The organism is Pseudomonas sp. B14(2017), assembly GCF_002113255.1.
Lineage (GTDB): Bacteria > Pseudomonadota > Gammaproteobacteria > Pseudomonadales > Pseudomonadaceae > Aquipseudomonas > Aquipseudomonas putida_Z.
The window spans coordinates 17,234-40,754 of record NZ_NEJY01000011.1 but is presented as its reverse complement, the minus strand read 5'-3'; the positions used below and the strand labels follow the sequence as shown (position 1 = coordinate 40,754).

At 63.7% G+C, this 23,521-nt stretch carries 23 protein-coding genes; 15 read left to right on the top strand and 8 right to left on the bottom strand.

Going from position 1 to position 23,521, the window contains the following annotated elements:
* The first annotated feature begins 2 nt into the window (after window positions 1–2).
* The 12 genes from CAG34_RS13070 (at window position 3) to nuoN (ending at window position 14,545) form a co-directional block, all read left to right on the top strand.
* Window positions 3–680: an NADH-quinone oxidoreductase subunit B family protein gene (locus CAG34_RS13070; RefSeq protein WP_003251429.1), complete on the top strand. Its 678-nt coding sequence runs from the start codon at window positions 3–5 to the stop codon at window positions 678–680.
* 78 nt (window positions 681–758) lie between these two features.
* Complete coding sequence (gene nuoC, locus CAG34_RS13065) at window positions 759–2,540, top strand: NADH-quinone oxidoreductase subunit C/D (RefSeq protein ID WP_085590422.1); 1,782 nt, start codon at window positions 759–761, stop codon at window positions 2,538–2,540.
* A gap of 2 nt (window positions 2,541–2,542) precedes the next feature.
* Window positions 2,543–3,040: an NADH-quinone oxidoreductase subunit NuoE gene (gene nuoE / locus CAG34_RS13060; protein WP_003251433.1), complete on the top strand. Its 498-nt coding sequence runs from the start codon at window positions 2,543–2,545 to the stop codon at window positions 3,038–3,040.
* Window positions 3,037–4,401 (top strand): NADH-quinone oxidoreductase subunit NuoF, encoded by a 1,365-nt coding sequence (gene nuoF, locus CAG34_RS13055; RefSeq protein WP_025339923.1) that lies wholly within the window; start codon window positions 3,037–3,039, stop codon window positions 4,399–4,401. The genes nuoE and nuoF overlap by 4 nt, the downstream gene beginning before the upstream one ends.
* 133 nt (window positions 4,402–4,534) lie before the next feature.
* Window positions 4,535–7,249 (top strand): NADH-quinone oxidoreductase subunit NuoG, encoded by a 2,715-nt coding sequence (gene nuoG, locus CAG34_RS13050; RefSeq protein ID WP_075045810.1) that lies wholly within the window; start codon window positions 4,535–4,537, stop codon window positions 7,247–7,249.
* Complete coding sequence (gene nuoH / locus CAG34_RS13045) at window positions 7,246–8,253, top strand: NADH-quinone oxidoreductase subunit NuoH (RefSeq protein ID WP_003251440.1); 1,008 nt, start codon at window positions 7,246–7,248, stop codon at window positions 8,251–8,253. Before nuoG ends, nuoH begins: the two co-directional genes overlap by 4 nt.
* An 11-nt stretch (window positions 8,254–8,264) precedes the next feature.
* On the top strand, window positions 8,265–8,813 hold the full coding sequence (nuoI, locus tag CAG34_RS13040; RefSeq protein ID WP_003251442.1) for an NADH-quinone oxidoreductase subunit NuoI: 549 nt from the start codon (window positions 8,265–8,267) through the stop codon (window positions 8,811–8,813).
* 10 nt (window positions 8,814–8,823) lie between these two features.
* Window positions 8,824–9,324, top strand: a complete 501-nt coding sequence (gene nuoJ / locus CAG34_RS13035; RefSeq protein ID WP_003261007.1) for an NADH-quinone oxidoreductase subunit J — start codon at window positions 8,824–8,826, stop codon at window positions 9,322–9,324.
* A gap of 3 nt (window positions 9,325–9,327) precedes the next feature.
* On the top strand, window positions 9,328–9,636 hold the full coding sequence (gene nuoK / locus CAG34_RS13030; RefSeq protein WP_003251446.1) for an NADH-quinone oxidoreductase subunit NuoK: 309 nt from the start codon (window positions 9,328–9,330) through the stop codon (window positions 9,634–9,636).
* Window positions 9,633–11,486: an NADH-quinone oxidoreductase subunit L gene (gene nuoL, locus CAG34_RS13025; RefSeq protein WP_025339925.1), complete on the top strand. Its 1,854-nt coding sequence runs from the start codon at window positions 9,633–9,635 to the stop codon at window positions 11,484–11,486. Before nuoK ends, nuoL begins: the two co-directional genes overlap by 4 nt.
* 49 nt (window positions 11,487–11,535) lie before the next feature.
* Window positions 11,536–13,068, top strand: a complete 1,533-nt coding sequence (gene nuoM, locus CAG34_RS13020; RefSeq protein ID WP_015271056.1) for an NADH-quinone oxidoreductase subunit M — start codon at window positions 11,536–11,538, stop codon at window positions 13,066–13,068.
* Window positions 13,069–13,075: 7 nt separating this feature from the next.
* Entirely contained in the window at window positions 13,076–14,545 is a 1,470-nt protein-coding gene (gene nuoN / locus CAG34_RS13015) for an NADH-quinone oxidoreductase subunit NuoN (protein WP_085590420.1), read from the top strand.
* A 78-nt stretch (window positions 14,546–14,623) separates the two neighbouring features.
* On the opposite strand, the gene CAG34_RS13010 is transcribed toward nuoN, so the two are convergent.
* Window positions 14,624–14,887: an ogr/Delta-like zinc finger family protein gene (locus tag CAG34_RS13010; protein ID WP_023662582.1), complete on the bottom strand. Its 264-nt coding sequence runs from the start codon at window positions 14,885–14,887 to the stop codon at window positions 14,624–14,626.
* A 200-nt stretch (window positions 14,888–15,087) separates the two neighbouring features.
* On the opposite strand from CAG34_RS13010, the gene CAG34_RS13005 reads away from it, so the two are divergent.
* Window positions 15,088–15,480 (top strand): helix-turn-helix domain-containing protein, encoded by a 393-nt coding sequence (locus tag CAG34_RS13005; RefSeq protein ID WP_085590418.1) that lies wholly within the window; start codon window positions 15,088–15,090, stop codon window positions 15,478–15,480.
* Here CAG34_RS13005 and CAG34_RS13000 read toward each other — a convergent pair.
* Genes CAG34_RS13000 through CAG34_RS12990 form a run of 3 tightly spaced genes read right to left on the bottom strand, consistent with a single transcriptional unit; the run spans window position 15,477 to window position 16,439 of the window.
* The gene (locus CAG34_RS13000; protein ID WP_075045812.1) at window positions 15,477–15,839 is read right to left on the bottom strand and encodes a hypothetical protein; all 363 of its coding nucleotides are present in this window, start codon (window positions 15,837–15,839) and stop codon (window positions 15,477–15,479) included. The two genes, CAG34_RS13005 and CAG34_RS13000, sit on opposite strands and share 4 nt — an antisense overlap.
* Complete coding sequence (locus CAG34_RS12995) at window positions 15,832–16,179, bottom strand: head completion/stabilization protein (protein ID WP_085590416.1); 348 nt, start codon at window positions 16,177–16,179, stop codon at window positions 15,832–15,834. The genes CAG34_RS13000 and CAG34_RS12995 overlap by 8 nt, the downstream gene beginning before the upstream one ends.
* An 11-nt stretch (window positions 16,180–16,190) precedes the next feature.
* Complete coding sequence (locus tag CAG34_RS12990; RefSeq protein ID WP_075045814.1) at window positions 16,191–16,439, bottom strand: helix-turn-helix domain-containing protein; 249 nt, start codon at window positions 16,437–16,439, stop codon at window positions 16,191–16,193.
* A 220-nt stretch (window positions 16,440–16,659) separates the two neighbouring features.
* Between CAG34_RS12990 and CAG34_RS12985 the strand changes: the two genes are divergently transcribed.
* The gene (locus CAG34_RS12985) at window positions 16,660–18,726 is read left to right on the top strand and encodes a TonB-dependent receptor domain-containing protein (protein ID WP_085590414.1); all 2,067 of its coding nucleotides are present in this window, start codon (window positions 16,660–16,662) and stop codon (window positions 18,724–18,726) included.
* Between the two features lie 187 nt (window positions 18,727–18,913).
* Here the strand turns inward: CAG34_RS12985 and chrR are convergent, their stop codons facing one another.
* Window positions 18,914–19,474, bottom strand: coding sequence for a class I chromate reductase ChrR (gene chrR, locus CAG34_RS12980; protein ID WP_085590412.1), 561 nt, complete (start codon window positions 19,472–19,474; stop codon window positions 18,914–18,916).
* Window positions 19,475–19,631: 157 nt separating this feature from the next.
* Between chrR and CAG34_RS12975 the strand changes: the two genes are divergently transcribed.
* Window positions 19,632–19,850 carry a hypothetical protein gene (locus tag CAG34_RS12975; RefSeq protein WP_003261019.1) on the top strand — a complete coding sequence of 73 codons (219 nt, stop codon included), beginning with the start codon at window positions 19,632–19,634 and terminating at the stop codon, window positions 19,848–19,850.
* Here the strand turns inward: CAG34_RS12975 and CAG34_RS12970 are convergent.
* From CAG34_RS12970 to rnhA, 3 genes are all read right to left on the bottom strand, one after another.
* The gene (locus tag CAG34_RS12970; protein ID WP_085590410.1) at window positions 19,834–22,083 is read right to left on the bottom strand and encodes an Orn/Lys/Arg decarboxylase N-terminal domain-containing protein; all 2,250 of its coding nucleotides are present in this window, start codon (window positions 22,081–22,083) and stop codon (window positions 19,834–19,836) included. The two genes, CAG34_RS12975 and CAG34_RS12970, sit on opposite strands and share 17 nt — an antisense overlap.
* A 174-nt stretch (window positions 22,084–22,257) precedes the next feature.
* Complete coding sequence (gene dnaQ / locus CAG34_RS12965) at window positions 22,258–23,016, bottom strand: DNA polymerase III subunit epsilon (protein ID WP_085590408.1); 759 nt, start codon at window positions 23,014–23,016, stop codon at window positions 22,258–22,260.
* A 51-nt stretch (window positions 23,017–23,067) separates the two neighbouring features.
* Window positions 23,068–23,514 carry a ribonuclease HI gene (rnhA, locus tag CAG34_RS12960; RefSeq protein ID WP_003261021.1) on the bottom strand — a complete coding sequence of 149 codons (447 nt, stop codon included), beginning with the start codon at window positions 23,512–23,514 and terminating at the stop codon, window positions 23,068–23,070.
* Window positions 23,515–23,521 lie beyond the last annotated feature (7 nt).

The following is a 23,521-nucleotide window of genomic DNA, read 5'->3' as shown; positions in this document are numbered from 1 at the left end:
GCATGCAATACAATCTCACCAGAATCGATCCGGATGCGCCCAACGAGCAGTACCCGGTCGGTGAACGGGAAACCGTCACCGATCAACTGCTGGAGGACCAGGTCCACAAGAACATCTTCATGGGCAAGCTTGAAGATGTGCTGCGTGGCGCGGTCAACTGGGGTCGCAAGAACTCCCTCTGGCCGTACAACTTCGGCCTGTCCTGCTGCTACGTGGAAATGACCACGGCCTTCACGGCACCCCACGACATCGCCCGCTTCGGCGCCGAAGTCATCCGGGCATCGCCGCGTCAGGCCGACTTCATGGTCATCGCCGGTACCTGCTTCGTCAAGATGGCGCCGATCATCCAGCGCCTGTACGAGCAGATGCTCGAGCCGAAATGGGTCATCTCCATGGGTTCGTGCGCCAACTCCGGCGGCATGTACGACATCTACTCGGTCGTTCAGGGGGTCGACAAGTTCCTCCCCGTGGACGTCTATGTGCCTGGCTGCCCGCCACGCCCTGAGGCTTTCCTGCAAGGCTTGATGCTGCTGCAGGAGTCGATCGGCCAAGAACGACGCCCGCTTTCCTGGGTTGTTGGTGATCAAGGTATTTACCGTGCCGAGATGCCAGCCCAGAAAGACCTGCGTCGTGAGCAGCGCATTGCAGTAACCAACCTGCGCAGCCCCGACGAAGTCTGATCCAGCGACCTGCCGCCCGCTCCCCTGGAGCCGGCGGCCTGGCTTCATTCTTAACGTTGACCCAAAGCGACCGAGACCATGACAGCGGACAACGCTATTTTCATTCCGCCCTACAAGGCTGACGACCAGGATGTGGTCGTCGAACTGCACAACCGTTTTGGCGCCGAAGCATTCGTCGCCCAGGAAACCCGCACCGGCATGCCCGTGCTGTGGGTCAAGCGCGAGCAGCTCAAGGAAGTGCTCAGCTTCCTGCGCGGCGTGGCCAAACCGTACAGCATGCTGTACGACCTGCACGGCGTCGACGAGCGCCTGCGCACCCAGCGCCGCGGCCTGCCAGCTGCCGACTTCAGCGTGTTCTACCACCTGCTGTCGATCGAGCGTAACAGCGATGTGATGATCAAGGTGTCGCTCAGCGAAGGCGACCTGAACCTGCCGACCGTGACCGGTATCTGGCCGAACGCCAACTGGTACGAGCGCGAAGTCTGGGACATGTTCGGCATCGACTTTGCCGGCCACCCGCACCTCAGCCGCATCATGATGCCGCCCACCTGGGAAGGCCACCCGCTGCGCAAGGACTACCCGGCCCGCGCCACCGAGTTCGATCCCTACAGCCTGACCCTGGCCAAGCAGCAGCTTGAAGAGGAATCGGCACGCTTCAACCCGGAAGCCTGGGGCATGAAGCGCCAGGGCGCCAACGAGGACTACATGTTCCTCAACCTCGGCCCCAACCACCCTTCCGCGCACGGTGCGTTCCGTATCGTCCTGCAGCTGGACGGTGAAGAGATCGTCGACTGCGTACCGGACATCGGCTACCACCACCGTGGCGCCGAGAAAATGGCCGAGCGCCAGTCCTGGCACAGCTTCATCCCCTACACCGACCGTATCGACTACCTCGGCGGGGTAATGAACAACCTGCCGTACGTGCTCGCGGTCGAGAAGCTGGCCGGCATCAAGGTGCCACAGAAGGTCGACACCATCCGCGTGATGCTGGCCGAGTTCTTCCGTATCACCAGCCACCTGCTGTTCCTGGGTACCTACATCCAGGACGTCGGCGCCATGACCCCGGTGTTCTTCACCTTCACCGACCGCCAGCGCGCCTACACCGTGATCGAAGCGATCACCGGTTTCCGCCTGCACCCGGCCTGGTACCGCATCGGTGGCGTCGCCCACGACCTGCCGCGCGGCTGGGACAAGCTGGTCAAGGACTTCGTCGAATGGCTGCCCAAGCGCCTCGACGAGTACGAAAAGGCTGCCCTGCAGAACAGCATCCTCAAGGGCCGTACCATCGGCGTTGCCGCGTACAACACCAAGGAAGCCCTGGCCTGGGGTACCACCGGTGCCGGCCTGCGTGCCACCGGTTGCGACTTCGACCTGCGTAAAGCCCGCCCCTACTCCGGCTACGAGAACTTCGAGTTCGAAGTACCGCTGGCCCACAACGGCGATGCCTACGATCGCTGCATGGTCCGTGTCGAGGAGATGCGCCAGAGTATCCGCATCATCGACCAGTGCCTGCGCAACATGCCGGAAGGCCCGTACAAGGCGGATCACCCGCTGACCACGCCGCCACCGAAAGAGCGCACCCTGCAGCACATCGAAACCCTGATCACGCACTTCCTGCAAGTCTCGTGGGGCCCGGTCATGCCGGCCAACGAGTCGTTCCAGATGATCGAGGCGACCAAGGGCATCAACAGTTACTACCTGACGAGCGATGGCGGCACCATGAGCTACCGCACCCGGATCCGCACCCCGAGCTACCTGCACCTGCAGCAGATCCCTTCGGTGATCAAAGGCAGCATGGTCGCCGACCTCATTGCGTACCTGGGCAGTATCGACTTCGTTATGGCTGACGTGGACCGCTAAGCATGAACAGCACGCTTATCCAGACAGACCGTTTCGCCCTGAGCGAAACCGAGCGCTCGGCCATCGAGCACGAAATGCATCACTACGAGGACCCGCGCGCGGCGTCCATCGAAGCCCTGAAGATCGTTCAGAAGGAACGTGGCTGGGTGCCGGACGGCGCCATCCACGCCATCGGCGAAGTACTGGGCATCCCGGCCAGCGACGTCGAAGGTGTCGCCACCTTCTACAGCCAGATTTTCCGTCAGCCGGTCGGCCGCCACATCATCCGCGTGTGCGACAGCATGGTCTGCTACATCGGCGGCCATGAATCCGTGGTCAGCCAGATTCAAAGCGAACTGGGCATCGGCCTGGGCCAGACCACCGCCGACGGGCGCTTCACCCTGCTGCCGGTATGCTGCCTGGGCAACTGCGACAAGGCCCCGGCGCTGATGATCGACGACGACACCTTCGGTGACGTGCAGCCGGCTGGCGTTTCCAAACTGCTGGAGGGTTACGTATGACCATTACTTCCTTCGGCCCGGCCAACCGCATCGCGCGCACGGCCGAAACCCACCCGCTGACCTGGCGCCTGCGTGACGACGGCGAGCCGGTCTGGCTTGCCGAGTACGAATCGAAGAACGGCTACGCTGCCGCCCGCAAGGCGCTGGCGCAGATGTCGGCCGACGACATCGTGCAAAGCGTCAAGGACTCCGGCCTCAAGGGCCGCGGTGGTGCGGGCTTCCCCACTGGCGTGAAGTGGGGCCTGATGCCCAAAGACGAATCCATGAACATCCGCTACCTGCTGTGCAACGCGGACGAAATGGAGCCGAACACCTGGAAGGACCGCATGCTGATGGAGCAACAGCCCCATCTGCTGGTCGAGGGCATGCTGATCAGCGCCCGCGCCCTGAAGGCCTACCGTGGCTACATCTTCCTGCGTGGCGAATACACCACCGCAGCGAAAAACCTCAACCGCGCCATCGAGGAAGCCAAGGCCGCCGGCCTGCTGGGCAAGAACATCCTCGGCAGCGGTTTCGATTTCGAGCTGTTCGTGCACACCGGTGCCGGCCGCTACATCTGTGGTGAAGAAACCGCACTGATCAACTCGCTGGAAGGCCGCCGCGCCAACCCGCGCTCCAAGCCGCCCTTCCCTGCCGCCGTTGGCGTGTGGGGCAAGCCGACTTGCGTGAACAACGTCGAAACCCTGTGCAACGTCCCGGCCATCGTCGCCAACGGCAACGACTGGTACAAGTCGCTGGCCCGCGAAGGCAGCGAAGACCACGGCACCAAGCTGATGGGCTTCTCCGGCAAGGTGAAGAACCCGGGCCTGTGGGAACTGCCGTTCGGCGTCACCGCCCGCGAACTGTTCGAAGACTATGCCGGCGGCATGCGCGACGGCTTCAAGCTCAAGTGCTGGCAGCCAGGCGGCGCCGGTACCGGCTTCCTGCTGCCCGAGCACCTCGACGCGCAGATGTACGCCGGCGGCATCGCCAAGGTCGGCACCCGTATGGGTACCGGTCTGGCCATGGCGGTGGACGACAGCATCAACATGGTTTCGCTGCTGCGCAACATGGAAGAGTTCTTCGCCCGCGAGTCGTGCGGCTGGTGCACTCCATGCCGTGACGGCCTGCCGTGGAGCGTGAAGATGCTGCGCGCACTGGAAAAAGGCCAGGGCCGCGCCGAAGACATCGAGACGCTGCTGGGCCTGGTCAACTTCCTCGGCCCTGGCCGTACCTTCTGTGCTCACGCACCAGGTGCCGTCGAGCCGCTGGGCAGTGCCATCAAATACTTCCGCTCGGAATTCGAGGCAGGTGTCGCTCCAGCTGGTGCTGGCGATGCGCTGCGTCCGAACCTGGCGAAGCCGATCGTGGTCGGCGCATAACAAGATGATTAAGGCGGGTGGTCCGTGCCACTCGCCAGCTTGCCGGCAGGCCCGAGAAATCGTGGCGTGTCGCAAGCTCACCGATTTCCATTAGCCACGCCCGCTCACGCGGGCCAACGAAGAACTTTGAACAATGGCCACTATCCACGTAGACGGCAAAGCGCTCGAAGTCAACGGTGCAGACAACCTGTTACAGGCCTGTCTGTCGCTCGGCCTCGACATCCCTTATTTCTGCTGGCACCCGGCGCTTGGTAGCGTTGGCGCCTGCCGGCAGTGCGCGGTCAAGCAGTACACCGACGAGAACGACACCCGCGGTCGTATCGTCATGTCCTGCATGACCCCTGCCTCCGACGGCACCTGGATCTCCATCGACGATGAAGAGTCCAAGGCGTTCCGCGCCAGCGTCGTCGAATGGCTGATGACCAACCACCCGCACGACTGCCCGGTGTGCGAGGAAGGCGGTCACTGCCACCTGCAGGACATGACGGTAATGACCGGCCACAACGAGCGCCGCTACCGTTTCACCAAGCGTACCCACCAGAACCAGGACCTCGGCCCGTTCATCGCCCATGAGATGAACCGCTGCATCGCCTGCTACCGCTGCGTGCGCTACTACAAGGACTATGCCGGTGGTACCGACCTGGGCGTTTACGGCGCCCACGACAACGTGTACTTCGGCCGCGTCGAAGACGGCGTGCTGGAAAGCGAATTCTCCGGCAACCTGACCGAGGTCTGCCCGACCGGCGTGTTCACCGACAAGACCCACTCCGAGCGCTACAACCGCAAGTGGGACATGCAGTTTGCCCCGAGCATCTGCCACGGCTGCTCCAGCGGCTGCAACATCAGCCCGGGCGAGCGCTACGGCGAACTGCGTCGGGTGGAAAACCGCTTCAACGGTTCGGTCAACCAGTACTTCCTGTGCGACCGTGGCCGCTTCGGCTATGGCTACGTCAACCGCAAGGATCGCCCACGCCAGCCACACCTGGCCGACGGCACCAAGCTGGGCCTGGACGCCGCCCTGGACAAAGCCGCCGACCTGCTGCGCGGCCGTACCATCGTCGGTATCGGCTCGCCACGCGCCAGCCTGGAAAGCAACTACGGCCTGCGTGAGCTGGTCGGTGCCGAGTACTTCTACTCGGGCATGGAAGCCGGTGAACTGGCCCGCGTACGCCTGGCCCTGAACGTGCTGAACAACAGCCCGCTGCCGGTCCCGACCCTGCGCGACATCGAAGACCACGACGCCGTGTTCGTGCTCGGTGAAGACCTGACCCAGACCGCTGCCCGCGTCGCCCTGGCCGTGCGCCAGGCCACCAAGGGCAAGGCCGAGGCCATGGCCGAAGCGATGAAGGTGCAGCCGTGGCTCGACGCCGCCGTGAAGAACATCGGCCAGCACGCGCTGTACCCACTGTTCATCGCTTCGCTGGCTGAGACCAAGCTGGACGACGTTGCCGAAGAATGCGTGCACGCCGCCCCGGCCGACCTGGCCCGCATCGGTTTCGCCGTGGCCCACGCCATCGACCCGAGCGCCCCTGCCGTAGAAGGCCTGGACGCCGAAGCGAAAGCCCTGGCCCAGCGCATCGCCGACGCCCTGGTCGCAGCCAAGCGCCCACTGGTCGTGGCCGGTACCTCGCTGGCCGACCCGGCGCTGATCGAAGCCGCCGCCAACATCGCCAAGGCGCTGAAGCTGCGCGAGAAGAACGGCTCGCTGAGCCTGGTGGTGCCTGAAGCCAACAGCCTCGGCCTGGCCATGCTCGGTGGCGAGTCGGTCGATGCCGCGCTGGACGCGGTCATCAGCGGCAAGGCCGACGCCATCGTCGTGCTGGAAAACGACCTGTACGCCCGCGTACCGGCCGCCAAGGTCGATGCAGCCCTGGCCGCGGCCAAGGTAGTGATCGTTGCCGACCACTCGAAAACCCCGACTGTCGACCGCGCCCACCTAGTGCTGCCGGCCGCCTCGTTCGCCGAAGGCGACGGTACCCTGGTCAGCCAGGAAGGCCGTGCCCAGCGCTTCTTCCAGGTATTCGACCCGCAATACCTGGACAGCAGCATCCAGATCCACGAAGGCTGGCGCTGGATGCACGCCCTGCGTGCCACCCTGCTGAACAAGCCGGTCGACTGGACCCAGCTGGACCACGTCACCAGCGCCTGCGCCGAAGCCGCCCCGCAACTGGCCGGCATCGTCAACGCCGCGCCAAGCGCCGCGTTCCGCATCAAGGGCATGAAACTGGCCCGTGAGCCGCTGCGCTACTCCGGCCGTACCGCCATGCGCGCCAACATCAGCGTGCACGAACCGCGTACCCCGCAAGACAAGGACACCGCGTTCGCCTTCTCCATGGAAGGCTATTCGGGTTCGGCCGAACCGCGCCAGCAGGTGCCGTTCGCCTGGTCGCCGGGCTGGAACTCGCCGCAAGCCTGGAACAAGTTCCAGGACGAGGTCGGTGGCCACCTGCGTGCCGGTGACCCGGGCGTTCGCCTGATCGAATCGCAAGGCGACCGCCTGCACTGGTTCAACGCCATTCCGGGCGCCTTCAACCCGGCCCGTGGCACCTGGACTGCCGTACCGTTCTTCCATCTGTTCGGCAGCGAAGAAAGCTCCTCGCGCGCCGCCCCGGTGCAAGAGCGCATCCCGGCAGCCTACGTGGCCCTGGCCAAGTCCGAAGCCGACCGCCTGGGCGTCAACGACGGTGCCCTGCTGAGCCTGAACGTTGCCGGTGTGGCCCTGCGCCTGCCGCTGCGTATCAATGAAGAGCTGGGCGCTGGCCTGGTCGCGTTGCCGAAAGGCCTGGCCGGCATTCCGCCTGCCATCTTCGGTGCATCCGTCGAAGGTCTGCAGGAGGCAGCACAATGAGCTGGTTCACCCCCGAAGTGATCGATGTGATCCTGACCGTACTGCGGGCCATCGTGGTCCTGCTGGCGGTGGTGGTCTGCGGCGCGCTGCTCAGCTTCGTCGAGCGCCGCCTGCTGGGCTGGTGGCAGGACCGTTACGGTCCGAACCGCGTCGGCCCGTTCGGCATGTTCCAGATCGCTGCCGACATGCTGAAGATGTTCTTCAAGGAAGACTGGAACCCGCCCTTCGTCGACCGCGTGATCTTCACCCTGGCACCGGTAGTGGCCATGAGCGCCCTGCTGATCGCCTTCGTGGTCATCCCGATCACCCCGACCTGGGGCGTCGCCGACCTGAACATCGGCCTGCTGTTCTTCTTCGCCATGGCCGGCCTGTCGGTCTACGCGGTGCTGTTCGCCGGCTGGTCGTCGAACAACAAGTACGCCCTGCTGGGCAGCTTGCGTGCCTCGGCACAGACCGTGTCGTACGAAGTGTTCCTGGGCCTGGCGCTGATGGGCGTGGTGGTGCAGGTGGGTTCGTTCAACATGCGCGACATCGTTGAATACCAGGCCCAGAACCTGTGGTTCATCATTCCGCAGTTCTTCGGCTTCTGCACCTTCTTCATCGCTGGCGTCGCCGTGACTCACCGTCACCCGTTCGACCAGCCAGAAGCGGAACAGGAACTGGCCGACGGCTACCACATCGAGTATGCCGGCATGAAATGGGGCATGTTCTTCGTCGGTGAGTACATCGGCATCATCCTCATCTCGGCGCTGCTGGTAACCCTGTTCTTCGGCGGCTGGCACGGCCCGTTCGGCATCCTGCCGCAACTGTCGTTCCTGTGGTTCGCGCTGAAGACCGCGTTCTTCATCATGCTGTTCATCCTGCTGCGCGCCTCGATCCCGCGCCCACGCTATGACCAGGTGATGGACTTCAGCTGGAAGTTCTGCCTGCCGCTGACCCTGATCAATTTGCTGGTGACCGCTGCGATCGTGCTCTACAACACGCCAGCCGTCGCGGCCCAGTGAGGATTTGACCCATGTTCAAGTATATCGGCGACATCGTTAAGGGCACCGGCACCCAGCTGCGCAGCCTGGCAATGGTGTTCTCCCACGGGTTCCGCAAGCGCGACACCCTGCAGTACCCAGAAGAACCCGTGTACCTGCCGCCGCGCTACCGCGGCCGCATCGTCCTCACCCGCGACCCCGATGGCGAGGAGCGCTGCGTAGCGTGCAACCTCTGCGCGGTGGCCTGCCCGGTCGGCTGCATCTCGCTGCAGAAGGCCGAGACCGAGGACGGCCGCTGGTACCCGGAGTTCTTCCGCATCAACTTCTCGCGCTGCATCTTCTGCGGCCTGTGTGAAGAAGCGTGCCCGACCACCGCGATCCAGCTGACTCCGGATTTCGAAATGGCCGAGTTCAAGCGTCAGGACCTGGTGTACGAGAAAGAAGATCTGCTGATCTCCGGCCCCGGCAAGAACCCTGACTACAACTTCTACCGTGTTGCCGGCATGGCAATCGCTGGCAAGCCGAAGGGCTCTGCACAGAACGAAGCCGAGCCGATCAACGTGAAGAGCTTGCTCCCATAAGGACAGAAAGATGGAATTCGCTTTCTACTTCGCATCCGGGATCGCCGTGGTCTCCACCCTTCGGGTGGTGACCGGCACCAACCCCGTGCACGCCTTGCTTTACCTGATCATTTCGCTGATTTCCGTGGCCATGATCTTCTTCGCCCTGGGTGCGCCGTTCGCCGGCGCCCTGGAAGTGATCGCCTACGCCGGCGCCATCATGGTGCTGTTCGTGTTCGTGGTGATGATGCTCAACCTCGGGCCGGCTTCGGTCGCCCAGGAACGGGGCTGGCTCAAGCCCGGTATCTGGGCCGGGCCGGTGATCCTCGCCGCCCTGCTGCTGCTGGAGCTGCTGTACGTGCTGTTCGTCACCCCGAGCGGCGCCGGCATCAGCGGTACCACCGTGGGCCCGAAAGAAGTCGGCATCAGCCTGTTCGGCCCTTACCTGCTGGTGGTCGAACTGGCTTCGATGCTGCTGCTGGCCGCGGCCGTCACCGCCTTCCACCTGGGCCGCAACGAGGCGAAGGAGTAAATCATGGGTGCTATCCCTCTCGAGCATGGTCTGGCGGTCGCCGGCATCCTGTTCTGCTTAGGTCTGGTTGGCCTGATGGTCCGCCGCAACATCCTCTTCGTGCTCATGAGCCTGGAAGTCATGATGAACGCCTCTGCCCTGGCGTTCGTCGTCGCCGGTGCCCGTTGGGTCCAGCCCGACGGCCAGGTGATGTTCATTCTGGTGATCAGCCTGGCAGCCGCCGAGGCCAGTATTGGCCTGGCCATCCTGCTGCAGCTGTATCGCCGCTTCCACACTCTCGACATCGATGCTGCCAGTGAGATGCGCGGATGAACCTTCTCTTCCTGACTTTCGTCTTCCCCCTCGTCGGCTTCCTGCTGCTGTCGTTCTCGCGCGGGCGGTTCTCGGAGAACCTGTCCGCCCTGATCGGCGTCGGCTCGGTAGGCCTTTCGGCCGCCACCGCCGCCTACGTCATCTGGCAATTCAACGTCGCCCCGCCTGAGGGCGGCGCGTACAGCCAGCTGCTGTGGCAGTGGATGTCGGTGGACGGCTTCGCGCCGAACTTCACCCTGTACCTGGACGGCCTGTCGGTCACCATGCTCGGCGTGGTCACCGGTGTCGGCTTCCTGATCCACCTGTTCGCCTCCTGGTACATGCGTGGCGAAGCCGGCTACTCGCGCTTCTTCGCGTACACCAACCTGTTCATCGCCAGCATGCTGTTCCTGGTGCTGGGCGACAACCTGCTGTTCATCTACTTCGGCTGGGAAGGCGTGGGCCTGTGCTCGTACCTGTTGATCGGTTTCTACTACAGCAACCGCAACAACGGTAACGCGGCACTCAAGGCATTCATCGTCACCCGTATCGGCGACGTGTTCATGGCCATCGGCCTGTTCATCCTGTTCGTCCAGCTGGGTACCCTGAACGTGCAGGAACTGCTGGTGCTGGCCCCGCAGAAGTTCCAGGCTGGCGACACCTGGATGGTACTGGCAACCCTGATGCTGCTGGGTGGTGCGGTCGGTAAATCGGCCCAGCTGCCACTGCAGACCTGGCTGGCCGACGCGATGGCCGGCCCTACTCCGGTCTCCGCACTGATCCACGCGGCAACCATGGTGACCGCGGGCGTGTACCTGATCGCCCGTACCAACGGCCTGTTCCTGCTGGCGCCGGACATCCTGCACCTGGTAGGCGTGGTCGGTGGCGTGACCCTGGTACTGGCCGGCTTCGCCGCGCTGGTGCAGACCGACATCAAGCGTATCCTCGCCTACTCGACCATGAGCCAGATCGGCTACATGTTCCTGGCCCTGGGCGTTGGCGCCTGGGACGCGGCGATCTTCCACCTGATGACCCACGCCTTCTTCAAGGCCCTGCTGTTCCTTGCCTCCGGTGCGGTGATCGTTGCCTGCCACCACGAGCAGGACATCTTCAAGATGGGCGGCCTGTGGAAGAAACTGCCGCTGGCCTACGCCAGCTTCGTGGTCGGTGGCGCTGCCCTGGCTGCCCTGCCGATCGTGACCGTGGGCTTCTACTCCAAGGACGAGATCCTCTGGGAAGCCTTCGCCAGCGGCAACACCGGCCTGCTGTACGCCGGCCTGGTCGGTGCGTTCATGACCTCGCTGTACACCTTCCGCCTGATCTTCATCGCCTTCCACGGCGAAGCCAAGACCGAAGCCCACGCTGGCCACGGCATCAGCCACTGGCTGCCGCTGGGCGTGCTGATCGTGCTGTCGACCTTCGTCGGCGCCTGGATCACCCCGCCGCTGGCAGGTGTGCTGCCTGAAAGCGCCGGCCACGCCGGTGGCGAAGCCAAGCATGCGCTGGAGCTCACTTCGGGCGCCATCGCCATCGCCGGTATCCTGCTGTCGGCCCTGCTGTTCCTGGGCAAGCGCCGCTTCGTCAGCGCCGTCGCCAACAGCGGTATCGGTCGTGTCCTGTCGGCCTGGTGGTTCGCCGCCTGGGGCTTCGACTGGATCTACGACAAGCTGTTCGTCAAACCTTACCTGCTGATCAGCCACATCCTGCGCAAGGACCCGGTTGACCGCAGCATCGGCCTGATCCCTCGCCTGGCTCGCGGCGGCCACGTCGCCATGAGCAAGACCGAGACCGGCCAGCTGCGCTGGTACACCGCTTCGATCGCCGTTGGCGCAGTGCTGGTACTCGGCGCTGTGGTAGTGGCCGCGGTATGACCATGAACCTTGTGAACCTTGCGACCCTGCAAAAGGAAACGAACCCGTCATGATTTTGCCTTGGCTGATCCTGATCCCCTTCATCGGCGGCTTCCTGTGCTGGCTGGGTGAGCGCTTCGGCGCCACCCTGCCGCGCTGGATCGCGCTGCTGACCATGTCCCTGCTGCTCGGCATCGGCCTGTGGCTGTGGGGTAACGGCGACTACACCCTGGCCCCCGCTCCGGGCGCCGAGCCTGCCTGGGCCCTGGAATACAAAGTCCAGTGGATCCAGCGCTTCGGCATCAGCATCCACCTGGCCCTCGACGGCCTGTCGCTGCTGATGATCCTGCTCACCGGCCTGCTCGGTGTGCTGTCGGTACTGTGCTCCTGGAAAGAGATCCAGCGTCACGTCGGCTTCTTCCACCTCAACCTGATGTGGATCCTCGGCGGCGTGGTCGGTGTGTTCCTGGCCCTGGACCTGTTCCTGTTCTTCTTCTTCTGGGAAATGATGCTGGTGCCGATGTACTTCCTCATCGCGCTCTGGGGTCACAGCTCGTCGGACGGCAAGAAGACCCGGATCTACGCGGCGACCAAGTTCTTCATCTTCACCCAGGCCAGCGGCCTGATCATGCTGGTGGCGATCCTCGGCCTGGTGCTGGTCAACTACACCAACACCGGCGTGATCACCTTCAACTACAGCGACCTGCTCAAGGCCGAACTGCCAGCCGGTACCGAGTACCTGCTGATGCTGGGCTTCTTCATCGCCTTCGCGGTGAAGCTGCCGGTGGTGCCGTTCCACTCCTGGCTGCCTGACGCTCACGCCCAGGCACCGACCGCAGGCTCCGTGGACCTGGCCGGTATCTTGCTGAAGACTGCGGCCTACGGCCTGCTGCGCTTCGCCCTGCCGCTGTTCCCGAACGCCTCGGCCGAGTTCGCGCCAATCGCCATGACCCTGGGCCTGATCGGTATCTTCTACGGTGCCTTCCTGGCCTTCGCGCAAACCGACATCAAGCGCCTGGTCGCCTTCTCCAGCGTCTCGCACATGGGCTTCGTGCTGATCGGTATCTACTCCGGCAGCCAGCAGGCCCTGCAAGGCGCGGTGATCCAGATGCTGGCCCACGGCCTGTCCGCTGCCGCGCTGTTCATCCTGGCCGGCCAGCTGTACGAGCGCCTGCATACCCGTGACATGCGCCAGATGGGTGGCCTGTGGCACCGCATCGCCTACCTGCCGGCCATCAGCCTGTTCTTCGCCGCCGCCTCCCTGGGCCTGCCCGGTACCGGCAACTTCGTCGGCGAGTTCCTGATCCTGATCGGCAGCTTCGCCAGCGTGCCGTGGATCACCGTGATCGCCACCACTGGCCTGGTGTTCGGTTCGGTGTACTCGCTGATCATGATCCACCGCGCCTACTTCGGCCCGGCCAAGACCGACACCGTGCTGGCCGGCATGGACGGTCGCGAGCTGATCATGGTCCTGGGTCTGGCGGTACTGCTGATCCTGCTGGGCGTGTATCCGCAACCGTTCCTCGACACCTCTGCCGCCACCATGAGTGGTGTGCAGCAGTGGCTCGGTTCCGCTTTCACTCAACTCGCTTCGGCCCGGTAAGAGCGCTATGGAATTCACCACTCAACACTTCATCGCATTGGCGCCGATGCTGATCACCACCATCACCACGGTGGTGGTGATGCTGGCGATCGCCTGGAAGCGCAACCACTCGCAGACCTTCCTGCTGTCCACCGTGGGCCTCAACCTGGCCCTGCTGTCGATCCTGCCGGCGCTGAAGGTTGCGCCGCTGGCGGTCACCCCGCTGATCACCATCGACAAGTTCGCCTGCCTGTACATGGCGATCATCCTGGTGGCGACGCTGGCCTGCGTCACCCTCGCCCACGCCTACCTCGGCGAAGGCTCCAAGGGCTTCCCGGGCAACCGTGAAGAACTGTACCTGCTGCTGCTGATGTCGGCCCTCGGTGGCCTGGTGCTGGTCAGCGCCAACCACCTGGCCGGCCTGTTCATCGGCCTGGAGCTGCTGTCGGTACCGGTCTACGGCCTGGTGGCGTATGCCTTCTTCAACAAGCGCTCGCTGGAAGCCGGCATCAAGTACATGGTGCTGTCGGCCGCTGGTTCGGCCTTCCTGCTGTTCGGCATGGCCCTGCTGTACGCCGACGCCGGCAGCCTGAGCTTCGACCAGATCGGCAAGGCCCTGGCCGCCACCAGCATGCCAAACCTGGTGGCCCAGCTGGGCCTGGGCATGATGCTGGTCGGCCTGGCCTTCAAGCTGTCGCTGGTACCGTTCCACCTGTGGACCCCGGACGTGTACGAAGGCGCCCCGGCACCGGTCGCCGCCTTCCTGGCCACCGCCAGCAAGGTCGCGGTGTTCGCCGTGGTCGTGCGCCTGTTCATGCTCTCCCCTGCTGCCAGCAGCGGCGTGCTGAGCACGGTACTGGCGGTGATTGCCGTGGCCTCGATCCTGATCGGTAACCTGCTGGCACTGACCCAGAGCAACCTCAAGCGCCTGCTCGGTTACTCGTCCATCGCCCACTTCGGTTACCTGGTCATCGCCCTGGTCGCCAGCAAGGGCCTGGCCCTGGAAGCCATGGGCGTGTACCTGGTCACCTACGTGATCACCAGCCTGGGCGCCTTCGGCGTCATCACCCTGATGTCCTCGCCTTACGGCGGCCGTGACGCCGATGCACTGTACGAGTACCGCGGCCTGTTCTGGCGCCGTCCGTACCTGACTGCGGTACTGACCGTGATGATGCTGTCGCTGGCGGGCATCCCGCTTACCGCCGGCTTCATCGGCAAGTTCTACATCATTGCCACTGGCGTCGAGTCGCACCTGTGGTGGCTGGTCGGTGCGCTGGTGATCGGTAGCGCCATCGGTGTCTACTACTACCTGCGCGTCATGGTCACCCTGTACCTGGTCGAGCCGAACCTGCGTCGCCACGACGCCCCGCTGAAGTGGGAACAGCGCACAGGCGGCGTCATGCTGCTGGCCATCGCCATTCTCGCCTTCGTGCTGGGTGTGTACCCGCAACCGCTGCTGGAAATGGTCCAGCAAGCCGGCCTGCAACTGATCGGCTGATCGCCCTGGCAAAACAAGACACCCCGCTTATGCGGGGTGTTTTTTTATCTGCACGCTTTTATCCGTGAGCATGAAGGCTTATTCACCAGGATTGTCCTGGACGGCCCCCGGCAGCGCTGCCTTGCGTAAATCACCGTTGGCCGAAGGCAGGTACACTTCCGGATTGGGCATGCCGCTGGGCGAGAGCTCATGGGTCATCTCGAACTCGGCACGCACCGACCAGCCACAGGCCTCGTTGGTGCATTGCAAATAGGCGATCCGCAGGAAAATATGACGCCCTTCACTGGTGCGTATGCGCATCCGGCTGTGGCAATGCGGGCAAACCAGCTTGTATGTACTCACGGCAAGTACCTGCAAGCATTGTTCAGGCTTACTTTCTGTGAGAATAGTCGTCCGGTTTTATCAGTATTGGCTGCATATATAGGTGTATTCTTCAGTTTGATGCTTCTCATTGCAGGAACGCTCCTTAAAACGCAGGGCTGTATTCATAACGAGTAGTTTAAGCCCATGGAATATCATTAAACCAGTCATGGATATTTGTTATGAGTACCCACGTACTTGCTTCGGTGCTGACCCGGCTGAAGCTTCTGACCGCTACGGAATCTGACGCCGAGCTGTCCAGAGCGCTTTCGATCAGCCCGCAGACATTGAGCAGCTGGAAGGTGCGCGACAGCATTCCTTATTCACTCTGCATAGACATCGCCAGGCAATATGCATGCTCACTGGACTGGCTTCTGCTGGGTGAACCCGAACGACATCGCGCAGGCCCGGACGAAGACGGCTGGGAACACGACATGCTCGCGCGCCTGCGCACCTTGTCGCTTGCCGATCGCCAGGCCGTTCTCCTGCTGGTCCAGGACAAGCAACGCATCCAGCAGCTGGAACGGCAATTGAGCGCGCTGACCAGTCGCTTGCCCAATGCCGCCAGCGGCTAGCCCCGGCGGCGCCAGCGCTGGATGAGTTCGCGCGGGTCCAGCGTATCCAGCCAGACCATCACCTTGAGGCTGATGGGGATCACCACCACGGCTGCCACGAACGCCGCCATGCCACGGCTCAGCAGGGGCACCAGTGACGAGACCAGCGGCTCGAACAGGTGGCCCACCCCCACGGTCACGAACACCAGCAACAATTTCTTGCCCAGCGTCAGGCGCCTGGCCTTGTTGGTGATCAACCGGTCACGCGCCGCGCTCACCAACAAAGCCCCCAGCAGCGCGGCGAACAGTACATTGCCATCCACGCCCAGCAACTCCACCAGCGCCGGGGCCAGGCTGTCGAAAACAGATTCTTCAGTCATGGGCAGCCCCTCGGTGTGCGGCGGGCTGGTAGGAGTTCGAGCCCAGGCTATGCATGACCGCAGCTTCGACAAAGCGGATGTAGCACACCCGCAATGCACGCCCCTGGTCATGCCCGGCCACATCCTCGAGGCGCTTGTAGCCCCGTTCTCGCAACACCGCGCGCCAGCGCGCGAACTCGCGTGCCGCGTCGATGGCGGCGCAGCGTGCGGCCACTTCCAGCGCAGCCTCACTGACAGGCCGCTGCAGGTTCAGGCGCTCACGCAACCTGCCCAGGTCCACCCGTGGCCAGAACGGGTCATGGCAGTCGGCAAAACGCGGTAACCGAGGATCGTTGCCCATGCTTCACCCCCTCACTGCTCGGCCAGCATGCCGTAGCGAATGGCCTTGATCACCGCAGCCACCCGCGTGGGCACATCGAACTTGCGCAGGATGTTCGACACATGGAAGTTCACCGTCGATTCCTTGCATTCCAGGATCCGGCCAATCTCCCACGAGCTCTTGCCGTAGGCACACCACAACAGCACTTGCCGTTCACGTGGCGTCAGGCGAACCGGGGCGTCCGCCAGGGGTTGCTGCGAGTGTCGTGCGTTGTCAGTCATGTTTGAACTCCACGGGTGATTGAGCGAGGCATCGCTGCCGGTCTGCAATCACCTTACGAAGCGCAGGTCGCCCTGCTCCATCGCTACGGCTTGTAAAGAACTTTCGTACAAAACCGTCTGACGAAGGTTGCGCGATATTTGTCGACTTTCCTCGTGCTCCAAGCGGCATTTCGCTCGTCTCAACGCCGTTGTCCATTCGCCTTTCGCCTGGAGTCGTACAATGCGTTGCGTTTTGCCCCCACCATCCTGCCTCGGCCTGCTGGCTGCTTTCGCTGCCTACCAGCCCGCCCTGGCGGCACCCTCGGTCGAGTTGGGCCAGGTGCTGATCACCGATGAGGAGCAGAACGACCTGACCGCCGCCAGCGAACGCCTGCACGAAGTGCCTGGCGCCAGCAACCTGGTGGACATGCAGCGTGTAGGGCAAGGCCGGGTTGCCAGCAACCAGGATGTACTTGCCTACCAGCCCGGGGTATTCGCGCAATCGGCGGGCAACGATGGCATCAAGCTGTCGATCCGCGGTTCGGGCATCAACCGCGCACCGGGGGCCCACGGCTCCGGGGTGTACACGATGTTCGACGGCCTGCCCCTGACCGGCCCGGGCGGTACGCCCTACGAGCTGTTCGAACCGCTGTGGCTGAGCCGTGCCGAAGTGCTGCGCGGCGCCAACGGCTTCGACCAGGGGGCCCTCGCCCTTGGCGGTGCAATCAACTACGTCACCCACACCGGCTACGACAGCGCGCCGCTGCAGGTGCGCTACGAAGTCGGCAGCCGCGGCTACCAGCATCGGCACATCAGCTCGGGGCAGGTGCTGGGCAACCTCGACTACTACGTGGCCCTGACCGATTCGGAATATGACGGCTACCAGGCGCACAGCAGCGGCAGCGCCAAGGGGGTTGCCGCCAACGTCGGCTACCGCTTCAACCCGAACCTGGAAACCCGCTTCTACCTGCGCTATCGGGAAACCGAGAACGAGTTGGCCGGGCGCCTGACCAAGGAGCAGATCAAGCACCACCCCCGCGCCGCGAACCCGGCGTACCTGGCCCGCGACGACAGCCGCCCGCAACCGGGCAGTACCTGGGTGGGCAACAAGACCACCTTCTACCTCGACGACGATGCGCGCCTGGAAGCTGGCCTGGTCTACCACGACTACCCGATGGACCTGCGCGAAGGCCCGATGCGCCTGAAGGTGGCCTATACCGATGTGAGCGGCACCTTGAACTACTTCCGCCGCGATACCCTGTTCGGCCACGAGAGCAAGACCACCGTCGGCTGGCGCACCACCAAGCACCTGCCCAACAGCGGTGCTTCGCAGTTCACCCGCAATGGCGACGTGTTCGGTGAGCGCACCCGCGACTTCACCTACCAGGGCTCGGACACCGTGTTGCATGTGGGCAATGACCTGGAGCTGGTACCGAACCTGTGGCTGACCACTGGCCTGGCGATGATCTATACCCGCCGTGAGAGTGATGTCACTTACCACCCTGCCGGGGGCGGCAAAGTGAGCCAGCATGACTGGGACTATGCACCACGCCTGGGGCTGCGCTATGACATCAGCCCGGACCTGCAGGTGTACGGCAACCTGAGCCGCTCGGTCGAACCACCCCATCCCTGGGCCCTGATCTGGAGTGCGCCCACAGCCAACCAACCGATCGAAATGCAAAACCAGACGGCCACCACACTGGAATTGGGCACACGCGGCGAATCGGCATTGGGGCATTGGGACCTGGCGTGGTACTACTCGCAGGTTCGCCATGAATTGCTGGCGGTGGAGATAGTGCAAGGCGCTCCGGCCAAGGAATTCAACGCCAGCGCCACCGTGCACCAAGGCGTGGAAGCCGGCCTCGACAGTACTCTGTGGGAACGTGCCGGTACTGGCAGGCTGAGCCTGCGCCAGGCCTACACCTTCAGTGACTTCCACTACCGCGATGACGACAAGTTCGGCGACAACCGCCTGCCGGGCATCCCGATGCACTACTACCAGGCCGAGCTGCGCTATGACTGGCCGAGCGGTTTCTACGCGGGGGTGAACACGCAGATGGCGTCGAAGGTGCAGGTGGACTACGCCAACAGTTACCACGCCGATGAATATGCCCTGCTCGGCGCACGTCTGGGCTGGGATTCACCGAAGCAGGACTGGCAGACCTGGCTGGACCTGCGCAACCTGACCAACAAGCGTTATGCGGCGACGGTGACACCTGGCTACAACGATGCTGGAAAGGATGAGGCCCGTTCGACGCCGGGCGAAGGCTTTGGCGTGTATGCCGGGGTTTCCTACAGCTTCCGCTAGGCCGCTGGGGCCGCTGTGCGGCCCATCGCCGGCAAGCCAGCTCCCACATCGACCGCATCGTTCTCAAGCCATGTGAATTTCCTGAAGAAGCAAATCTCCAAAGCCAACGCGGTCGGTGTGGGAGCTGGCTTGCCGGCGATGGGCTGCGCAGCAGCCCCTTTGAAAGCTGACACCGAATGAACAGGCCTCAAACCGCCCTGTTCAACTTCACCCAGGAAGCGAACTTGTCGACAAACGCCTGCAAGAACGGTCGGGTCTTGTCATTGAGCTTGCCCGAATCCTCGAACAGGCTAGCCGCGCCGCCAATGTAGGCCTCGGGCATCTGCATGCACGGCATGTCCAGAAACACCAGCGACTGGCGCACGGCATGGTTGGCACCAAAGCCACCAATGGCCCCAGGCGACACACTGACCACCGCCGCCGGCTTGCCACTCCAGGCGCTTTGCCCGTAAGGCCGCGAGCCCACATCAATGGCATTCTTCAGGCCGCCAGGCACCGAGCGGTTGTACTCCGGGGTAACGAACAGCACCGCATCACTGCGGCGGATCTCGTCGCGAAAACGCTTCCACGCTTCCGGCGGTGCTTCGGCCTCGACATCCTCGTTGTACAACGGCAAATCGCCAATCTCGACGATCTTCAGGGCAAGGCTGGACGGCGCCAGCTCCGAGAGTGCGCGGGCGATCTTGCGGTTGTAGGAGTCCTTGCGCAAGCTACCGACGACAACCGCTACCGAATACACCTGGCTCATGGCAATTTCCAACCTCTGCTGGGTAAAGGGACGTTGTAGTTATAGATGACCGTTCCTCGGCGCTTTGGTTTTTTTTCCGCGGGGCGAAAACTTCCGACGCTGTTCCACGGTCTATGCCTGCAGACATTTCCCACGTAATTCAGAGGTTTCCACCCAAATGGCAGCAGTAATGGTCGGCCAATTCCACGCCCGTGACGCCGAAGGCCGCATCTACCCCGTGCACGAGTTCCAGGAGTCGACCCTGCAAACCGACGGCAGCACGCTGGGCGCCCCCATCACCACCTATCGCCTGGCCATCGGCGACAAGGTGAACCACCTGGGTGAAAACCGCTTCGAACTGGCGCGCAGCGGCGTCGAGATCATTCGCATTCCTTGATGCAATCCACCGTGTAGCGGCCGCTTTCGTTCTGCAGGCCGTGCACGTCGGCGACGAAACCTGGGAAGCCTTGGTTGAACGCCCGGGCGAAGGCCAGGTAATCGACTATCGAGCGGGTCGCCTCGGTGAACCGCTCCCCCGGCATGATCAACGGAATACCAGGCGGGTACGGCACCAGCATCACCGCCGCCACCCGCCCCAGCAGCGCCTCGATCGGCACCGCCTCCACCTCACCGCGTACCATCTGGTCATAGGCTCGGGCCGGGCTCACGGCTACCTCCGGCAAGCGCGTGAACAGCCGCTTCAGCTGCTTGGCCGTGGCATTGGCGCGGTAGCAGCCATGCAACTGGTCGCACAGGTCGCGCAGGCCCATGCCCTGGTAGCGTGAGGCATCGGCAGCCACCACGCTCGGCAGGCAGTTGCTCAGGGCGGTATTGCCGTCATAGTGGCGCTTGAACTCCAGCAACTCGGTGAGCAAGGTGCTCCACTTGCCCTTGGTGATGCCCATGGAGAACAACACCAGGAAGCTGTACAAGCCGGTTTTTTCCACCACCAGCCCCCGCTCCCAGAGAAACTTGCTGACCACCGCCGCCGGGATGCCATGCTCGCCCAGCGCACCGCCCGCGCTCAGGCCCGGCATTACCAGGGTCACCTTCAGCGGGTCGAGCAGCACATAGTCGTCCGCCACTTCGCCAAAGCCATGCCACTCCGCCCCCGGCTGCAGCAGCCAGTCCTGCGCGGCCAGACGGTGGATGCCTTCGGCGCTCGGCGGCTGCCAGATGCTGAACCACCAGTCGTCGGCGGCGATGTGCTCGCGCAGGTTGGCCAGGGCACGGCGAAAGCTCAGCGCCTCGTCGAACATTTCTTGCAGCAGCGAACGCCCGGCCGGCCCTTCCATCATGGTCGAGGCCACGTCCAGCGAAGCGAGAATGCTGTACTGCGGCGAGGTCGAGATGTGCATCATGAACGCTTCGTTGAAGCGGTCACGGTCCAGCTGGCGCCTGGCCCCGTCCTGCACATGAATCATCGAGGCCTGGCTGAACGCGGCCAACAGCTTGTGGGTGGAATGGGTGCTGAACACCAGCGGGCTGTCTGCCGCGCAGGCCGTGCCCATGGCATAGCGCCCGGTGAAGAACTCGTGGAACGCCGCATAGGCGAACCAGGCCTCGTCGAAGTGCAGCACCTCGACACTGGCGCCCAGGGTCTGCTTGATCAGCCCGGCGTGGTAGCACAGGCCGTCGTAGGTGGAGTTGGTCACCACCGCCAGCTTGATGCGCTGCCCGCGATCACGGGCGAGAGGGTTGGCCTGGATCTTCGCCTTGATCGCCTCGGCGCTGAACTCGCTGAGCGGGATCGGGCCGATGATCCCGAGTTCGTTGCGCTCGGGGCACAGATAGAGGGGGATGGCACCGGTCATGATGATCGCATGCACCACCGACTTGTGGCAGTTGCGGTCCACCAGCACCAGGTCGTCGCGGCCGACCATGGCGTGCCAGACGATCTTGTTGGCCGTGGAGGTGCCATTGATGACGAAAAAGGTGTGGTCGGCGCCAAAGTTGCGCGCGGCCCTGGCTTCGGCTTCGGCCAAGGGGCCTGTGTGATCGAGCAGCGAGCCCAGCTCCGGCACGGAAACGGACAGGTCCGAGCGCAGGGTGTTTTCCCCGAAGAACTGGTGAAAGGCCTGGCCCACCGGGCTTTTGCGGTAGGCCACGCCGCCGCCGTGGCCCGGGGTGTGCCAGGAATAGTTGGACTGCGCGGTGTGCTGCACCAGGGCCTTGAAGAACGGCGGCAGCAGGCCGTCCAGGTAGATATGTGCGGCACGCGCCACCTGGCGCGCAAGAAACGGCACGGTGTCTTCGAACAGGTAGAGGATGCCGCGCAACTGGTTGAGCTCGCTCATGGCTTCGGCGGGGGCGTTTTCCAGGGTCACCTGCTCGCCCAGGGCGAAAATCGGCAGGTTGGGGGCGCGCAGGCGGGCCAGGCGGATCAGCTCGGCCATGTTCTGCAGCAGGTGGGTATTCTCGCCAACGCCCTCGGCGGCAATCAGCATGCAGGCCAGGCCATGGTGGGTGGCGGCGACCAGGCAGGCCTCGGCATGGTCGGCGGCGGCGAGGATGGCAAAGCCGTCCTGGCGCAGCTCCTCGGCGATGCCCCGCACACGCTCGCCAGCGACGCTGTCGGCCTTGATGGCGCGGTGCACGATGAGGATGGGGAACTTGAGGTCCTTGTACATCAGGTGGCTACCTCCGAAGGACATGGCGTCCATTTCAGGGTAGTAGAACCTGTGTGGTCAGGACCGGCCTCTTCGCGGGCTTGCCCGCTCCCACAGGATTTCCAACAGGCTCAAGGCCTGTGCAGTACCTGTGGGAGCGGGCGAGCCCGCGAAGAGGCCGGAGCAGGCGAAAAATCAGCCAGCAGGTGTCTCGGTCAAAGCCTGCCACATGGATGGCCCACCCGCCGACTTGGCAATGGCCGCCAGACGCTCGGCATGCGCCTCCAGCTCCTCGGCACTGGCCATGATCACCCGCCCGGGCGCCCGCCCGGTAATACGGCGAATCTCGCTGCCACCAGCACCCGCCCCTTCATCCCCGGCCTCTGCACCATGCCCGGCCAGCGACAGGCTGGTCTGGCCACCGGTCATTGCCAGGTAGACGTCAGCCAGCAGTTCCGAGTCGAGCAATGCGCCGTGCAACTCACGGCCCGAGTTGTCGATGTCGTAGCGTTTGCACAGCGCATCCAGGCTGTTGCGCTGCCCCGGGTGGCGCGAACGCGCCAGCAGCAGGGTGTCGAGGATGGTGCAGTGCTGGGAAATGTCCGCGCGGTCCTGCTGGCCCAGCAAGGCAAATTCGTTGTTGATGAAGCCAACGTCGAACGCCGCGTTGTGGATGACCAGCGTGGCGCCCTGGATGAACTCGAAGAACTCCTCGGCAACATCGCCAAAGCGTGGCTTGCCGACCAGGAAGGCATCGGTGATGCCGTGGACGTTGATGGCGCCCTCGTCACTCTCGCGGTCCGGCTGCAGGTAGACGTGGAAGTGCCGCCCGGTCAGGCGCCGGCCGATGACCTCGACACAGCCGATCTCGATGATCCGGTGGCCTTCGCTGACCGGCATACCCGTGGTTTCGGTATCGAGAATGACGAACCGTTTATCTTGCTGCTGCTCCACGCGGGGCGCTCCAACTTGCATCAGTTACAAAGGCCGGAATTGTACCCCAGCTCAACGCTTGGCGCGCACCTCATCGACCCCACGGTTGGCCAACTGGTCGGCGCGTTCGTTGCCGGGGTGGCCGATATGCCCGCGCACCCACTTCCAGGTCACCTTGTGGCGGTTGACCTGCTCATCCAGCTGCTGCCACAGGTCGGCGTTCTTCACCGGCTCCTTGGCCGCGGTTTTCCAGCCGCGCTTCTTCCAGTTGGTCATCCATTCGTTGATGCCCTTCATCACGTACTGCGAGTCGGTGGTCAGCACCACTTCGCATTCGCGCTTCAGCGCCATCAAGCCCTGAATCGCGGCCATCAGTTCCATGCGATTGTTGGTGGTTTCGCGTTCGCCGCCCCACAGTTCCTTCTCGACGCCCTTGTAGATCATAAGGACGCCCCAACCGCCAGGGCCAGGGTTGCCCTTGCAGGCACCATCGGTAAACATCTCGACGCTTTCGCTCATGTACCAC

Excerpts from the sequence above, each read along its gene's own strand:
- CAG34_RS13070 (WP_003251429.1), top strand. The coding sequence starts at position 3 with ATGCAATACAATCTCACCAGAATCGATCCGGATGCGCCCAACGAGCAG.
- nuoC (WP_085590422.1), top strand. The coding sequence starts at position 759 with ATGACAGCGGACAACGCTATTTTCATTCCGCCCTACAAGGCTGACGAC.
- nuoE (WP_003251433.1), top strand. The coding sequence starts at position 2,543 with ATGAACAGCACGCTTATCCAGACAGACCGTTTCGCCCTGAGCGAAACC.
- nuoF (WP_025339923.1), top strand. The coding sequence starts at position 3,037 with ATGACCATTACTTCCTTCGGCCCGGCCAACCGCATCGCGCGCACGGCC.
- nuoG (WP_075045810.1), top strand. The coding sequence starts at position 4,535 with ATGGCCACTATCCACGTAGACGGCAAAGCGCTCGAAGTCAACGGTGCA.
- nuoH (WP_003251440.1), top strand. The coding sequence starts at position 7,246 with ATGAGCTGGTTCACCCCCGAAGTGATCGATGTGATCCTGACCGTACTG.
- nuoI (WP_003251442.1), top strand. The coding sequence starts at position 8,265 with ATGTTCAAGTATATCGGCGACATCGTTAAGGGCACCGGCACCCAGCTG.
- nuoJ (WP_003261007.1), top strand. The coding sequence starts at position 8,824 with ATGGAATTCGCTTTCTACTTCGCATCCGGGATCGCCGTGGTCTCCACC.
- nuoK (WP_003251446.1), top strand. The coding sequence starts at position 9,328 with ATGGGTGCTATCCCTCTCGAGCATGGTCTGGCGGTCGCCGGCATCCTG.
- nuoL (WP_025339925.1), top strand. The coding sequence starts at position 9,633 with ATGAACCTTCTCTTCCTGACTTTCGTCTTCCCCCTCGTCGGCTTCCTG.
- nuoM (WP_015271056.1), top strand. The coding sequence starts at position 11,536 with ATGATTTTGCCTTGGCTGATCCTGATCCCCTTCATCGGCGGCTTCCTG.
- nuoN (WP_085590420.1), top strand. The coding sequence starts at position 13,076 with ATGGAATTCACCACTCAACACTTCATCGCATTGGCGCCGATGCTGATC.
- CAG34_RS13005 (WP_085590418.1), top strand. The coding sequence starts at position 15,088 with ATGAGTACCCACGTACTTGCTTCGGTGCTGACCCGGCTGAAGCTTCTG.
- CAG34_RS13000 (WP_075045812.1), bottom strand. The coding sequence starts at position 15,839 with ATGACTGAAGAATCTGTTTTCGACAGCCTGGCCCCGGCGCTGGTGGAG.
- CAG34_RS12995 (WP_085590416.1), bottom strand. The coding sequence starts at position 16,179 with ATGGGCAACGATCCTCGGTTACCGCGTTTTGCCGACTGCCATGACCCG.
- CAG34_RS12990 (WP_075045814.1), bottom strand. The coding sequence starts at position 16,439 with ATGACTGACAACGCACGACACTCGCAGCAACCCCTGGCGGACGCCCCG.
- CAG34_RS12985 (WP_085590414.1), top strand. The coding sequence starts at position 16,660 with ATGCGTTGCGTTTTGCCCCCACCATCCTGCCTCGGCCTGCTGGCTGCT.
- chrR (WP_085590412.1), bottom strand. The coding sequence starts at position 19,474 with ATGAGCCAGGTGTATTCGGTAGCGGTTGTCGTCGGTAGCTTGCGCAAG.
- CAG34_RS12975 (WP_003261019.1), top strand. The coding sequence starts at position 19,632 with ATGGCAGCAGTAATGGTCGGCCAATTCCACGCCCGTGACGCCGAAGGC.
- CAG34_RS12970 (WP_085590410.1), bottom strand. The coding sequence starts at position 22,083 with ATGTACAAGGACCTCAAGTTCCCCATCCTCATCGTGCACCGCGCCATC.
- rnhA (WP_003261021.1), bottom strand. The coding sequence starts at position 23,514 with ATGAGCGAAAGCGTCGAGATGTTTACCGATGGTGCCTGCAAGGGCAAC.